We start from the raw sequence: 13651 nt of genomic DNA on the forward strand, positions 1-13651 counted from the left end.
CGAATATGAGTGAAGAGGAGAAGATATTCGTTGCATTGTTTTCCGGCATCAATGTCGGCGGCAACCGCATCGTCAAGATGGCCGAACTCCGGTCGTTCTTCGAGAAACTCGGCTTTGGCGACGTCGCCACCTACGTGCAGAGCGGCAACGTCGTGTTCCGGTCGGCAACGGGCGATGCGGCCACGCTGACCAAACAGCTGGAAACGGCCTTCGAGAAGAAATGGGGATTTCACTCGCGCATCATGGTGCGCGATCTCGGCTGGTTCGAGCGGCTGGTGGCGGGCAATCCCTATCCGGAATTCGCCGGGGAGCCGACGAAACTCCACGTCTATGCGCTGGAGCGTGCGCCAACGCCTGAGGAGACGGCTCGTCTTTCGCAGAAGTGCACCGGCCCTGAAAGCTTCGAGATCAGGGACGACGTACTTTATCTGCACGCACCGGATGGCCTCGGCAAATCGGTGTTTGCCAACCTCATCCCGCGCACGCTGAAAGTGCCTTACACCGCGCGCAACTGGCGCACGGTGCAGGCGCTGCTGGAGTTAGCCGGCCGAGACGGCTGAACGTGGTCGCCTACGCTGCCGAGGCCCTTTTCCAATCGAAGATCAGCTCTTCGCGGAAAGCGAAGCGTTTGATGTGGTCGGCGACGACCGTTTCCAGGCGCTCCAGCGAGCCGGCTTCGTCAGCGGTTACCGCGATATGCAGCGCTGCCGCATCGGCATCCAGAGCCGCACGACCCAGTGAGAGATCGATTGTCCCGTGGTTCGGATCGAACTCGACGGGAAACTTGTGCGCCCAATGCTTGCAAAGCTGCTGCAGATAGCGGCTCGCATGTTCGGTGGCGACATCGACATGGCTGGTCGGCATGAATGGATTCTCTCCGATAATGTGACTGGTTACCAGCTTCCGGTATTCGGCATCGAGGCCCAGGGCTCGGCCTTGGCCTTGGCCGGGCCTTTCTGCAAAAGCTCGATCGAAATGCCGTCCGGCGACTTGACGAAGGCCATGTTGCCGTCGCGCGGCGGCCGATTGATGGTGACACCCTTGTCCATCAGCTGCTGGCAGGTGGCGTAGATGTCGTCGACCTCGTAGGCGAGGTGGCCGAAATTGCGGCCGCCCTTGTAGTCTTCCGGATCCCAATTGTAGGTGAGCTCGATCAGCGGCGCCTTGTCGGCGATGCCGCTTTGCTCGTCTTCGGGCGCGGCGAGGAAGATCAGCGTGTAGCGCCCCTGTTCGTTTTCGTGGCGGCGCACTTCCTTGAGGCCAAGCTTGTTGCAGTAGAAGTCGAGCGAGGCATCGATGTCTGCGACACGGACCATGGTGTGAAGATAGCGCATGTGATTTCCTCGAAACGTTTGCGTTGCGGCGGAACATAGGGGCCACCCGGCCAAAGGGCAATTCCCGATAACCGGTCGTGCCGGCAAACAACAAATCCGGTATTCCTGCAATGAACCGTGAAAAAAGGCAGCTCAGGTCTTGCACACACCGGAAGCGGCAGTGTTAATCTAACTCAAGAATCAGTTGCGGTATTCTTGGAAAAAGGGGGCGTTCTTATGGGGGAAAAAGCCTCTTTCATGGGGCGGGACGGAACCGGTCACGACGCCTTGCAAAGAGACGAGAGCGGCGACGCTGCCGATCTTGTCGAGGTGGCGGGCGCCATCAAATGGTTCGACGTGGCCAAGGGCTACGGTTTCATTCTTCCCGATGACGGCTCTTCCGGCGATATTCTCCTACATGTGACATGTCTTCGAAAGGACGGTTTCCAGACCGCCTTGGAAGGTGCGCGCGTGGTCTGCCTGGTCAAGCAAGGTGAGCGCGGATTGCAGGCGTTCCGCGTGCTCTCCATGGATCTCACCACGGCGACCCATCCGGCGGAGATGCAGGAGCAGCGCACCCACGTCTCGGTGACGCCGGAAAGCGGCCTCGAACGGGCGCTGGTGAAATGGTTCAACCGCACCAAGGGATTCGGTTTCCTGACCCGAGGCGAGGGCACCGAGGACATTTTCGTCCACATGGAGACCCTGCGCCGTTACGGCATTACCGAGCTCAGGCCCGGGCAGGTTGTGCTGGTCCGCTTCGGGCGCGGCGACAAAGGCCTTATGGCTGCCGAAATTCACCCGGATATGGGTACCTTGCCCGTCTCGCACTAAGATCCCATCCCGATCGAATCGGGATGCGACCTAGTGCTTTCTGCTTGACCATGTTGTTTTTCGAACCGTAGGTTCGGGATCATGGTCTAGGGCGATGGCCGAGGATTCTGAATGACTTACAGGAACTGGCTGACAACGGGCGTAGTCTGCGCCGCGATCGCTTTTGTCATCGCCACAGGCGCTTTCTTCCATTCGCAGCAACCGGCTTCGGCAGACAGCCGGGCGATGATCCTTGCCGTCGACCCGCAGCCGCTGGTCGCGGTGACGAAAGGCGGCGAACGCTCGTTCTCCGTCGAAATCGCCGACACCTCCGCCGAGCGCGAGGCCGGCCTGATGTTTCGCCAGGAGATGGCCGACGATCATGGCATGCTGTTCGTGTTCGAGGAGCCTCGGGATGTGAGCTTCTGGATGAAGAACACGCCGATGCCGCTCGACCTGATCTTTGTCAGTCAGGACGGCAGGATCCGGGCAATCAAGCAAGGCGAGCCGCAATCCGAGGCGATGATCTCGCCTGGCGAGCCGGTTCGCTTCGTGCTCGAGCTCAAGGCGGGCACCGCCGCCAGGAGCGGCATCGCGGACGGCGATTTGTTGCGCCACCCGGCAATCGGCACTGCGTACAACTGAACGCGCAGGATCCGGCGCAGATGCAGTTTTTCTCCCATGACGGTTTTGATCTTGCTTTCCTCGACCGCCAGCCGGCATCGGGGCAGGGCGATCCGGTGCTCATGATCCATGGCTTTGCCTCGACCCATTACGTCAACTGGGTGTCGCCCGGCTGGTTCAAGGCGCTTAACGATGCCGGCTACCGCGCCATCGCCTTCGACAATCGCGGCCATGGCGCCTCGTCGAAGAGTTATGAAGAGGCCGATTATACCCCCGCAAAAATGGCTTCCGACGGGGCAGCGTTGCTGACCCATCTCGGCATCGAACGCGCCCATGTCATGGGCTATTCGATGGGCGCGCGGATATCGGCCTTCCTGGCGCTTTCCGACCCGGACAAGGTGGCGACGCTGGTCTTCGGCGGTCTCGGCGTCGGCATGGTCGACGGCGTCGGCGACTGGGATCCGATCGCCGCCGCCCTTCTGGCCGACGATCCTGATGCCACCAGCCATCCGCGCGGCCGCTCGTTTCGCGCCTTCGCCGACCAGACACGCAGCGACCGCCGGGCGCTGGCCGCCTGCATTGCCACCTCGCGGGAATTGCTGGCCGAGGCCGACATTGGGCGCATTGCCCAGCCGACGTTGATTGCCGTCGGCACCAAGGACGATATCGGCGGTTCGCCCGACGAACTGGCCGCCTTGATGCCGAACGCCAGGGCCTTTCACATCGAGGGCCGCGACCACATGTTGGCCGTCGGCGACAAAACCTTCAAGCAGCGGGTGCTGGAGTTCTATGCCGAAAATCCGCTGTGAGTGCATCGATGCGCAGCGTATGGATGCTTATAACTACGCCTGTTTGGATTCAGCTTAGCCCGAGCGCCTTGAGCGAACGCGCCATGTTTTGCCGAGCCTGAACCTCGAACCGCTGCCGGAATTCCTCGGTGTGGAAGATGCGCGGGCGGGCGAGGAAACTCTTCAGAACAGCACTGCGGCCGGCACGCCACATCGACTCCTCCACCCAGCCATATTCGCGGCGAACCGCTTGCTCATAGGCATCGAATGCATCAGGCGTCGCACCAAGGATCGCCAGGTCCATATCGAGGAACAGCGCTGCGTCGCGGACGGCATTCTCGTCGTCAAAGTGCGGCAATTCATGCGTGGCGGTGGCGATGATCATCGCTGTGATGCGGTCCAGGCGCTCCGTATCCGTGCGGCCGGCGAGTTTTTTCTCGGCAAGGGCGGCACTCCTCGCCTCATTGTCCCTGGCTCGGCTGTCATAGATGGCATCGTGGAACCAGATCGCCGCCTCGACCGCCTCGGGATCGTACAGGGATGCCTGATAGTGGCCGGTGAGCGCCAGCATTGCCTCGATATGGGCAAGGCTGTGATAGTGGCGGCCTTCGGCTCGGTAGAGCGCGGAAAGCTCGTGCTTCAGCGGCTCGTCGATCAAGGGTTCGTTTTCCATGGCCGCTTGAATTTCCGTGAACCAAATCCATTTGACAAAGCACTAAGGAAAATTGAGTTCAACCGTGCTATGATCTGGCTTATAGAGCATGTCGCCCAAAAGTGCGCAGCGGTTTTGGGACAACGACATGCTCAAAAACAGATGCTTAATGCGCATCAATTTGATCGCGATGCGCATTATGCGACCGGAGAACAGGCAAGCAGGCAAGCCGGAGACCATTGATGAACAGTGTTACGATTGCCCGCCCGACCATGGTGGAGCCGATCGACCCGATCTGGCGCTCGATCCGCGACGAGGCGATGGAGGCGGTCAACCGCGATCCGCTGCTGGCGGCGTTCCTCTATTCGACCATCCTCAACCAGGAAAGCCTGGAGGAGGCGGTCATTCATCGGCTGGCTGAGCGGCTCGCCCATCAGGATATCGGTTCCGATCTCATCCGCCAGACATTCAAGGCGATGGCAGCCGACGACATGAACTGGTCGTCGACGGTGCGTGTCGACATTCAGGCTTATTACGACCGCGATCCGGCCTGCGACCGCTTCATCATGCCGGTGCTCTATTTCAAGGGTTTTCATGCCATCCAGACCCACCGGCTGGCGCATTGGCTGTGGAACCAGGGCCGCCAGGATTTCGCTCTCTACCTGCAGAGCCGGTCGTCCTCGGTGTTCCAGACCGACATCAATCCGGCCGCCCGCATCGGCAAGGGCATCTTCCTCGACCACGCCACCGGCCTCGTCGTCGGCCAGACGGCGGTGATCGAGGACGACGTGTCGATCCTGCACGGGGTGACGCTGGGTGGCACCGGCAAGGCCGGCGGCGACCGCCATCCAAAAATCCGCTACGGCGTGCTGATCGGCGCCGGCGCCAAGATCCTCGGCAACATCGAAGTCGGCCATTGCTCGAAGATCGCGGCAGGCTCGGTGGTGCTGTCGCCGGTGCCGCACAACAAGACGGTTGCCGGCGTGCCGGCTCGTGTCGTCGGCGAGACCGGCTGCGACCAGCCTTCGCGGCAGATGGACCAGCTTTTGCCATCACAGTCGATGGACCACGTCGTCAGCTTCGATATCTGATTTCAAGTCCGCGGGGCGGGCAACGGAACTCCGTTTGCCGGCTCTGCCGCCTGTCGGTTCTCGCATATCCGGTCGGCTTGCCTTTACATCGCCATTGTCGACGTGCCAGAAGCGCGCTCAAACGAGCAAGACCGACGATCGGAGAAGAGTTTTGAAGCCGGACGAAATCAGAAAGCTGGACGCCTATTTCAAGCGCGTCTTCCAGAACCCCAAGCTTGAAGTGAAGGCGCGGCCGCGCAAGGACGATTCGGCCGAGGTCTATGTGGGCGACGAATTCCTCGGCATCGTCTTCAAGGACGAGGACGACGGCGACTATAACTTCTCGATGGCGATCCTCGACATCGATCTGGCCTGAGTCGGGGGTTCTCGATTACCGGTAGGCGCCGTTATCCCTGGCGGAGAAGGGGACCCAATCTCCGCCGTTTGCGATTTGCCCCCAAAGCGCGTCGCATAATCCCTTCAGACACAATGCGTTAGCGCCCTGTCTTCAGCATACGCGCAGCCTCGGCGGCGATGGCTGCATCTAGCGCCTGCCAGTTCCCCAGAAATTCCATGGGAAAGCGGTAGCTGAGGCTGAGACTGTCGCCGACCAGAATGTCGCGTTCGCAGGGCGCCAGCGACTGCGCAGCACTCGGGCCGCTCAGGCAGCGGGCCACGAACGGGTCCTTGCCCCGGCGATTGGCGACCGCCAGCACCTCGTTGAAATAGCCTGATTTTTCGGTGAAGCCGTAGAGCGTGGTGCCGCCCGGGCCGGGCGTGCCGGGCTGGACGATCAGTGCGCTGTAGATCGGCGCGAAGCGGCCGCTCATCTCACGCGACATTATCTGCCGTTCGAACGATAGGAAAATGATGTCCTTGCTTGATCCGGTATGGTTGAAATCGTTGCGGGCGGCTTCGCTGTAGCCGTCCATCTCGGGATAGCGCAGATAGAGGTCGAGCCGCGAGGCGATGCCGTCGCGCCGGGCCTGGTCGAAGCGGATGACATTGGCCGGCACGGCGATGACGTTGTTGCCGATCACCACCTCGTGGATTGTCGTGTCGTCGGTGTATCCGGCCATGGCGATCGAGCGGCCGAACCATTTGCCGCCAAGGCTGATCGTCACCGAAAGCATTGCCAGCGCCGCGAACACGTAGAACACCCGCTTCATCAGCTTGGAATCGACGACGGTAAGTTGCGGACCGTTGGCGGTGGCTGTCTGCTTCATCGCGATCCCCAATTTTCGGCCGCCTGTCGCAAGATGTCCCATGGCCGTCCCCTGGGACGTCCCCTCTTGGGATGTCCTTAGGCGGCACACGTGGCGCGGCACGGCTCTTGCAACGGCGCCTGTCGAACACGACTGTGCGATTTCATGGTAAATGGAAGGTAAAGATGGGTCCGGTCGAACACACACTCTTTGCTTTTATGGTTGGGCTGACGGCGTGCGGCCTGGTGGGATCGGCGATGGAGCTGATCTCAGGCCGTCGGCTTGCCTTCGTCGAGCCCTATGTGTCGCCGGCGCATGTGCTGCGCTCGCTCGCCGCGACGGCCTGCGCCGGACCCTTGATGTTCGCCAACGAAGCCCTCGACGCCTGGCGGCAAGGCCGCATTTCCGCTCCGGCGCTGATCTCCTGCGGTTGCACCGCGACGGTCTGGGCATTGGCGTTGGGCGTCGTGCTGATCGACATTGCATCCGTTGCGGGCATGCTCCTAGGTTCGGCTGACTTTTCAGTGTGAGACGAATCGGGAGATCGAAATGCCGCTCTACGCGATCGACGCAAAAGCCCCCGTTTTCGAGGACGCGGACAGCAACTGGATCGCGCCCGACGCCACCCTGATCGGCGACGTACAGATCGGCCGCAATGCAGGCTTCTGGTTCGGCGTCGTCATTCGCGGCGACAACGAGCCGATCATCATCGGCGCCGATACCAATGTGCAGGAACAGACGGTCATGCACACCGATGCCGGTTTTCCCCTCACCATCGGGCAAGGCTGCACGATTGGCCATCGCGCCTTGCTGCACGGTTGCACGATCGGCGACAACAGCCTGATCGGCATGGGCGCCATCGTGCTGAACGGCGCGAAAATCGGCAAGAACTCGCTGGTCGGCGCCGGCGCCCTGGTCACCGAAGGCAAGGAATTCCCCGACAATTCACTGATCATCGGCTCGCCCGCGCGTTTGGTGCGAGCGCTGGACGATGCCGCGGTCTCAAGGCTGCGCGCTTCGGCCGCGCACTACGTCGCCAACGGCAAACGCTTCAAAGCGGGACTGATGAAGACCTGAGGCCAGCCTTGCTCAAACCTTCGGCTATGGTTTCACCGGCATCGTCCCCCAACTCACCGTCCATTGGAGCCGTGCCCGGTCATCGCATCGCGCAGCAACGAAGCGCCGGCTTCAAAACCGGCATTGTCAGCGTCCTCGAGGGCTGTCGTATAGTCGTCGATGCGGGTTTCGAGCGATGGGTCGGCGCCCGCCGCCAACAGCAGGCGGATGGCATCGACGCTACGGATGGCGACTGCATAGTGAAGCGGTGTCCAGTCGTTTACGCCCCGCATGTTGGGGTCTGCGCCCCCATCGATCAGGATTCGGACGATTTCCAGTCTGTCAGCCCGGTCGGTGGACAGTGCCGCGATGATTGCCGGAAAGCCGCTGTGGTGGTGATAGTTCGGGTCCGAGCCCGCATCCAGTAAGATCGAGATGAAAGCGGCGGGACTCCAATAGATCGCATATTCCAGTGGATGTCCAAGGCCGAGTTCAAACGGCATTTGCTCGTCAAACCAGCCGGGTGAGCCGCCGAGGGCGACACCGAGGCCCTCGAAGTCGCCCGCCTTGAACGCGTCATCGATGGCCTTGAACAGGCGGTGGCGCTCGCATCGATCTTCCGGGATTTCCAACATCGCAGCGATCCGGAGGTTGAACGGCCGCCACATTGCTCCCATTGGCAGTTGCCTGAAAGCCTCATGGGCGGGTTGCGATTGGAGAGAAGTTCTTGCGGCTGCGTTTGTTAGAATCTCATCCCGCTTAAGTCTCTTAGCTGCCGACAATCCAGCCCGCGCGTTTGGTGCGAGTTCGACTATGCAGCGGTTGCAGGCTGCCGGCAGCTGATCCTTTGCGCAGTGGTACGCCGAATTTACCGCATCGACATCAAGTTCGCGATCAGACCTGCCTTGATGTTGAGCACCGGTCGATGGGCCTCCGGATGACCGATGTCGTTCAGCTGATCGGGCGTCAAGTCGGCTAGCGCCCTGCCTTCTGCAACGGTCCGTCGCCGTCCCCTGAAGGTGGCGATAATTATTGCTACGCTTTTCCTGCTAGATCCAAACAAGTGTCTTTTCGACGCGCTGCGGTCGGCGCGAGTTTCCGTATGAGCCATTCTAGTCTCCAATTTCGAGATTTGCGGCTGGGAACGTGCCACGCGGGTGTTTTCGGGCTGTTCGGCTGAGCGTGAAAAAACGGAAATGTCCGACGAGCTGCCGTTAAATCGGTGTTAAATCCAACCACCGAAATGCTATTCTGCCGCGGCGGTCAAAGTCTGGAGACCATCTGTGCGCATCAGGTTGCTTGGCGGCCTCGAGGTTACTTCCCTGGAGCGCCGGCCCGTCCGCTTCGCCACGCGCAAGACTTCGCTGCTTTCTGCTGCCCTGGTCCTTGCCGGCCGCCGCGGCCATCGTCGCGAGCAGCTTTCCGAAGCCTTTTGGCCGGGACGAAGCAATGGCCAGGCGCGCAACAGTTTGCGGCAAGCACTGGTCGACATCCGGCGCTCGTTCCCGACCAGCAAAGATGCCGCCGTCTACATCGACGGGGATCACGAAGCCGTCGCGCTGATTACCGGCCCGGATCAAGCGGACATTTCGATCTTCGACCGGAAACTGGAGGAGGGCCGGGCGACCGATCTCGCCTTCGCCGCCGACCTCTACCGCGGTAGGGTGCTTGCAGGGGAAGCCATTCCTGAGGAACTGGATGAGTGGTTTGGACCCTATCTGAACAGATATCAGCGCAAGGCGTGCAGTTGGTGGATCGGCTGAGCCTCGCGCTGCCCATACCCGGCTCTGCTGAAGAGACAGCCTGCGAAGGGCTGGCAGAGAGATTGCTCGCCTCAGATCCTACCGCGGAGGCCGCCCATCGGGCGCTGATCCGGATCCACGCGCATCGCGGTCACGAAAACGCGGCCTTGCGCCAGTTCGAGCTTTGTCGAACTGCGCTGAAGAAGCAGCTGGATGCGGAGCCGGAGGCGCAGACAAGCTCACTGGCGGCTTCTCTGCAGTCCCGCGAACGAACTGGACATCAGCCGCCGGGGCCAAGCTATGGCGTCGCGGCGCCGGGGCAAATGCGGGCAGTCCCAGCGAGACACGACGACCAGCCATCAATTGCAGTGCTGCCATTCCAGAATCTAAGCGGTGATGTCGAGCAGGAATATTTTGCCGACGGTATGGTGGAAGACATCGTCACCGCCCTGGCTCACTTCCGCCACCTGTTCGTAGTCGCTCGGAATTCGAGCTTTGCCTACAAGGGGCGGTCCATAGACATAAAGCAGGTCGGGCGTGAACTGGGCGTGCGCTATGTGGTCGAGGGAAGTGTGCGCCGGGCGAGTGACCGCCTGCGCATCGCCGGACAGCTCATCGACACCTCGACGGGGGCCTATCTCTGGGCCGATCGTTTTGACGGAACGCTCGCCGAGGTGTTCGATCTGCAGGACCAGGTCGCCTCGAGCATAGTCGGCGCAATCACACCGAAGGTGGAGGCGGCTGAGATCGAGCGTGCCAAACGCAAGCCGACAGAAAGCCTCGACGCTTATGACTACTACCTCCGCGGGCTCGCAGTCTTTGACCGGACGGTCAACGATCAAGCGGCTATCGACGAAGCCTTGCAACTGTTCAAGGCAGCGATCGCCCGTGACCCGGAGTTTGCCGCAGCTTACGCGCGGGCTGCGCGATGCTACGCCACTCGAAAGAGCAATGGCTGGATGGTCGATCGCGCGGAAGAGGTCGCAGAAGCCGTCCGGTTGGCGAGGCGAGCGGTCGAACTCGGCAGGGACGATGCGATTGCACTTTCCCATGGTGGATACGTCCTTGGTTATGTTGGGGGCGAACTCAAGAACAGTGCGGTCTGCATCGATCGCGCGCTCGTTCTCAATCCGAATTTAGCGGCTGCCTGGGGCCTAAGCAGCTGGGTGAGAGCCTGCTTTGGTGAGCCGGACAGAGCCGTCGAACACGCTGCGGGCGCCATGCGCCTGAGCCCGCTGGATCCACGTCTGTTCGCCTGGCAGTTCTGCACGGGGCTCGCTCACTTCTGTGCTGGCCGCTACGATGACGCTGTCGAATGGGCAGAAAGCTCGTTGCGATCCCAGCCGAACTACGCAAGCGCCATGCGCGTTGCGGCCGTAGGTCATGCCCTGGCGGGGCGGCTTTTGGAAGCGCAGCAAATGATGGCCCGGCTGTGCGCGTTCGATCCCTCGCTGCGGCTTTCGAATCTCGCCGAGGTGCTGCCGCCGTTTCATCGATCGGACGATCGCAGCAGATATATCGAGGGCCTTCGCAAGGCGGGCCTGCCGGACTAAGGCCCGTGTCTCCTGAAATGGTGGAGCCGGCCCGGGGACGGGGCCGGCTCCTAAAACCCGGTCGTTGGGGACGGGGGGGTGGGGCTCGACCGGGTTTTCTCCTAAGGCGCGGCGCGTTCAAATGATGCGACGCGCTTAATCTCTGTTTTATGCATGTCGCTATCCCAAAACCGCTGCGCACTTTTGGGCGATATGCATTGGCGTCCTTAGCGGACGCTGGCGACCGCGTCGGAGCGGCCGTCGTTGATCATTACCCAAGCGCCCGAATTCTGGCTCGATTGGCGCTTCAGGTAGGTGTAGTCGGTAGCAGTCCAGGACAGCACCCTGGTTTCCAGATTGTCGAGGATGAACTCTCCGAGGCTGGTGCGCACGGTCAGCACCGCGTGGCCGTCTCCGTTCGGCTGGCGCGCAACCGTCATCAGCAGGTCGCCGGCCGGAACGCCGATGTTCATCAACGCGCGGCGCTTTTCCAGCGCATAGTCCTCGCAGTCGCCGAAGCCGCTGTTGGGATAGGACCAGACTTCTTCTTTGCCCCACAGTTCCATATCGGTGCGTGGCGCGATCTTGCTGTTGACCGAATTGTTGATGCTGACGATCTTCGCCCACAGCTTGCGGGTCAGCTCGATCGGCGCCTGCTTCGGCGTCCGCTGATTGCATTCCTGCGGAATCTTCTGACAGAACTCGTAATGGCCGACCGGCTGTGTGGTACGGCTGCCGGTGTGCATGAAGGCAGGTCCCGCTGCATACGCCGTTCCCCAGGCGGTAAGCTGCATCGCCATTGCCAAGAGCAACAGCTTGCCCCTCGTCGTCTTCATCGTTCAGTCTCCCCGTTTGAGGAGACAATGACACGATTGGATTTATTCGACGCAAAGGCTCGAAGTAGACATTAAGTAAAACGCCTATAGAATAAACATAAAATTTGAATCATTTCAGTACAAAATTGTTGAGGCGTTCTCGCGGGGCCGTATCGGCCGGCGCGGCGCCTTGGCGCGGCATCGGGGCAACAAAAAACCGGCCGAAATGGGCCGGTTCGATTGCGGTAACGTGTGTTGGTTGTCAGGTGCCGGATGCGTTGAATTCGGAATCGAGTGTTTCGGGCCGCTGGATGACCGCGAACTCGATGGCGACGCCGTCCTCGAAATGGCGCACCACCTGGCCGCGCATCGTGCCGAGCATGACCTGGATGCCGATTGCCGGCTTGACGTCGATCTCGACCGCGGCGCCCGAAAGCGACAGGTCGATGATGCGGCACTGGTACTGGCGCCCATCACTGAGCTGAAGCACGGTGGTCGGATTGCGCGGCGCGACGCGTTCGTGACGACGATCTTCCGGCAGATCAAGCTCGTGCTTGTTGGCGAGCCAGGTCAACTGCGCGGCAAGCTTGTCCTTCTTGCGTTCCGAGGCGATGACCGTCATCGCGAAACCATCCTGCAGGATGCGGGTGACGACGCCTTCGATGCGGCCGATGTGATCGATGTAGGCGATGACTTTCTCGCCCGGCATGCCGATGCGCTCGGTGCGAAGCGCTACATTGCCCGGCGACATATCGACCACCTGGCACGGATGTTCGGTGCGATCCTCCAGCATGAAGCGTCCGTAGATTTTCACGCGAACGCGCTGAAAGTTACGCCTTTCAGCTCGGGACGGCGCGGTGTCGACCGCCGCTGACCTCATGACTGCCTACACCCCGTCTGGCATTCCGCGCGTTGATGCGAGGAACTTCGTCAGAAAGCTACAGCGAAGCGGGTTAACAAAGGGGAAAGCCTGACACCGCTACTTTAGAGTTTTGGATTATTACCCGCGCCCGCCGTCGAACACGACCAGATGGCGGATGCGGCGCGCCTGGCCGAGAGCCGAAATCGTCTGGGGCGGATCGAGTTCCGACGGGACAAGCGAGGGAACGTCGATGGCCGGCCGGTTCTTGGCGAATATCGGTTCCTTCTCCGGATCGACGACGCGGATCGAATCGATCAGGGCGTCGGCGATCGGGTCCGCGCCCAGCCAGAAGGGCTTTTCAGCAGCGCTTATCACGCCGAGGCAGCGCGGATTTTCGACGCCGCCGTCGAGCGGCAGGGCGAGCAGCTCGAACTTGCTGGAACGGTCGGTGCGGCTGAAACCTTCATAGGTGATGAGCAATACGGATTTCTGATCGAAGACGCCGTGGATCAGTTTCGAGATAAGCCGCTGGTCCTTCTCCCGCCATAGAGAGGGGAAGGAAAACCCCTTGAGTTCACGGCCATAGACCGCGCAAAGCCTGGTGCCGGCGAGCCGGAATACCGCTTCGCCGCGCGTATCCTTTTCCAGGATGAATGTGTCGGCCAGCAGCGACTTGATGTCGGCTGGCTCGACTTCCGAACGCTTCGGGGCAGGGCGCCCGTCACGCAGCCGGTTCCAATAATGGAACAGCCTGATCGATCCGTTCTGGTTCATGTTATGCTGCTCCGCGCAATCTGTCGTCTGATGTCCCATCGGTGAACAGAAGGGCGCCCTCCGAGGACCTACATGCGTTGCGGAGCAGGATGCGTGCCAGCATCGTTAACACTTGTTCACGGGTCGGGGTCGTTAAGGTTAACAAGTGGTTTACGTTGCGCCCCGCCCACGCCCGTGGCACGCTAAAACCACTCCAGAAGCGGTCGTTTCCCAGCGATCGGCAGCAGTTCAGTCAAGAGTTTGGGGGAGCATGGGGGCTCGACCAGCCGTTCAAGGGCAACCTTGGACGGCTTCTTTTTGATTCGCGCCAATTTTGATTCGCCCCGGTTTTGATTTGCGTGGGGCGATTCGCCCCTTTGTGAATCGGGTGGCCGTGATCTACATGCTCGCGAAGTCGAATCCAGC

General features: G+C 61.1%; 18 protein-coding genes. 10 read left to right on the forward strand and 8 right to left on the reverse strand.

Annotated features, from left to right (window positions below; translation table 11 throughout):
* The first annotated feature begins 5 nt into the window (after positions 1–5).
* Complete coding sequence (locus tag ACWTU7_RS07040) at positions 6–560, forward strand: DUF1697 domain-containing protein (protein ID WP_455838256.1); 555 nt, start codon at positions 6–8, stop codon at positions 558–560.
* 10 nt (positions 561–570) lie between these two features.
* Here the strand turns inward: ACWTU7_RS07040 and ACWTU7_RS07045 are convergent, their stop codons facing one another.
* Together ACWTU7_RS07045 and gloA are read right to left on the reverse strand one after the other, a co-directional pair.
* Complete coding sequence (locus ACWTU7_RS07045; protein ID WP_455838257.1) at positions 571–864, reverse strand: DUF2218 domain-containing protein; 294 nt, start codon at positions 862–864, stop codon at positions 571–573.
* Between the two features lie 29 nt (positions 865–893).
* A complete protein-coding gene (gene gloA, locus ACWTU7_RS07050) occupies positions 894–1334 on the reverse strand; it encodes a lactoylglutathione lyase (protein WP_127317011.1) in 441 nt (146 codons plus the stop codon).
* Positions 1335–1550: 216 nt separating this feature from the next.
* Here gloA and ACWTU7_RS07055 point away from each other — a divergent pair, with 216 nt between their 5' ends.
* The 3 genes from ACWTU7_RS07055 to ACWTU7_RS07065 all read left to right on the forward strand — a co-directional run bounded on the left by ACWTU7_RS07055 (position 1551) and on the right by ACWTU7_RS07065 (position 3559).
* Complete coding sequence (locus ACWTU7_RS07055) at positions 1551–2147, forward strand: cold-shock protein (RefSeq protein ID WP_455838310.1); 597 nt, start codon at positions 1551–1553, stop codon at positions 2145–2147.
* A 111-nt stretch (positions 2148–2258) separates the two neighbouring features.
* Positions 2259–2771: a DUF192 domain-containing protein gene (locus ACWTU7_RS07060; RefSeq protein WP_455838258.1), complete on the forward strand. Its 513-nt coding sequence runs from the start codon at positions 2259–2261 to the stop codon at positions 2769–2771.
* A gap of 20 nt (positions 2772–2791) precedes the next feature.
* On the forward strand, positions 2792–3559 hold the full coding sequence (locus tag ACWTU7_RS07065; RefSeq protein WP_029353775.1) for an alpha/beta fold hydrolase: 768 nt from the start codon (positions 2792–2794) through the stop codon (positions 3557–3559).
* A gap of 49 nt (positions 3560–3608) precedes the next feature.
* Here the strand turns inward: ACWTU7_RS07065 and ACWTU7_RS07070 are convergent, their stop codons facing one another.
* Entirely contained in the window at positions 3609–4211 is a 603-nt protein-coding gene (locus ACWTU7_RS07070) for an HD domain-containing protein (RefSeq protein ID WP_455838259.1), read from the reverse strand.
* 221 nt (positions 4212–4432) lie between these two features.
* Between ACWTU7_RS07070 and cysE the strand changes: the two genes are divergently transcribed.
* Both cysE and ACWTU7_RS07080 read left to right on the forward strand, forming a co-directional pair.
* Positions 4433–5281: a serine O-acetyltransferase gene (cysE, locus tag ACWTU7_RS07075; protein ID WP_455838260.1), complete on the forward strand. Its 849-nt coding sequence runs from the start codon at positions 4433–4435 to the stop codon at positions 5279–5281.
* A 151-nt stretch (positions 5282–5432) separates the two neighbouring features.
* On the forward strand, positions 5433–5636 hold the full coding sequence (locus ACWTU7_RS07080; RefSeq protein WP_013531334.1) for a DUF3126 family protein: 204 nt from the start codon (positions 5433–5435) through the stop codon (positions 5634–5636).
* Between the two features lie 118 nt (positions 5637–5754).
* Here ACWTU7_RS07080 and ACWTU7_RS07085 read toward each other — a convergent pair whose 3' ends face one another.
* Entirely contained in the window at positions 5755–6486 is a 732-nt protein-coding gene (locus tag ACWTU7_RS07085; RefSeq protein ID WP_455838261.1) for a hypothetical protein, read from the reverse strand.
* Positions 6487–6650: 164 nt separating this feature from the next.
* Between ACWTU7_RS07085 and ACWTU7_RS07090 the strand changes: the two genes are divergently transcribed.
* Both ACWTU7_RS07090 and ACWTU7_RS07095 read left to right on the forward strand, forming a co-directional pair.
* Positions 6651–6995, forward strand: coding sequence for a DUF6949 family protein (locus ACWTU7_RS07090; protein WP_455838262.1), 345 nt, complete (start codon positions 6651–6653; stop codon positions 6993–6995).
* A gap of 19 nt (positions 6996–7014) precedes the next feature.
* Positions 7015–7542, forward strand: a complete 528-nt coding sequence (locus ACWTU7_RS07095; RefSeq protein WP_455838263.1) for a gamma carbonic anhydrase family protein — start codon at positions 7015–7017, stop codon at positions 7540–7542.
* Between the two features lie 53 nt (positions 7543–7595).
* On the opposite strand, the gene ACWTU7_RS07100 is transcribed toward ACWTU7_RS07095, so the two are convergent.
* The gene (locus ACWTU7_RS07100) at positions 7596–8156 is read right to left on the reverse strand and encodes an ankyrin repeat domain-containing protein (RefSeq protein WP_455838264.1); all 561 of its coding nucleotides are present in this window, start codon (positions 8154–8156) and stop codon (positions 7596–7598) included.
* 648 nt (positions 8157–8804) lie between these two features.
* Here ACWTU7_RS07100 and ACWTU7_RS07105 point away from each other — a divergent pair.
* Positions 8805–9284: an AfsR/SARP family transcriptional regulator gene (locus tag ACWTU7_RS07105; RefSeq protein WP_455838265.1), complete on the forward strand. Its 480-nt coding sequence runs from the start codon at positions 8805–8807 to the stop codon at positions 9282–9284.
* The gene (locus tag ACWTU7_RS07110) at positions 9224–10816 is read left to right on the forward strand and encodes a BTAD domain-containing putative transcriptional regulator (protein WP_455838266.1); all 1593 of its coding nucleotides are present in this window, start codon (positions 9224–9226) and stop codon (positions 10814–10816) included. The genes ACWTU7_RS07105 and ACWTU7_RS07110 overlap by 61 nt, the downstream gene beginning before the upstream one ends.
* Before the next feature lie 206 nt (positions 10817–11022).
* On the opposite strand, the gene ACWTU7_RS07115 is transcribed toward ACWTU7_RS07110, so the two are convergent.
* From ACWTU7_RS07115 to ACWTU7_RS07125, 3 genes are all read right to left on the reverse strand, one after another.
* Positions 11023–11631 carry a transglutaminase-like cysteine peptidase gene (locus ACWTU7_RS07115; RefSeq protein WP_455838267.1) on the reverse strand — a complete coding sequence of 203 codons (609 nt, stop codon included), beginning with the start codon at positions 11629–11631 and terminating at the stop codon, positions 11023–11025.
* 241 nt (positions 11632–11872) lie between these two features.
* Positions 11873–12490, reverse strand: a complete 618-nt coding sequence (locus tag ACWTU7_RS07120) for a PilZ domain-containing protein (protein ID WP_455838268.1) — start codon at positions 12488–12490, stop codon at positions 11873–11875.
* 120 nt (positions 12491–12610) lie between these two features.
* On the reverse strand, positions 12611–13246 hold the full coding sequence (locus tag ACWTU7_RS07125; protein ID WP_455838269.1) for a PAS domain-containing protein: 636 nt from the start codon (positions 13244–13246) through the stop codon (positions 12611–12613).
* Between the last annotated feature and the right edge of the window lie 405 nt (positions 13247–13651).

The organism is Mesorhizobium sp. BHscii (genome assembly GCF_053848065.1).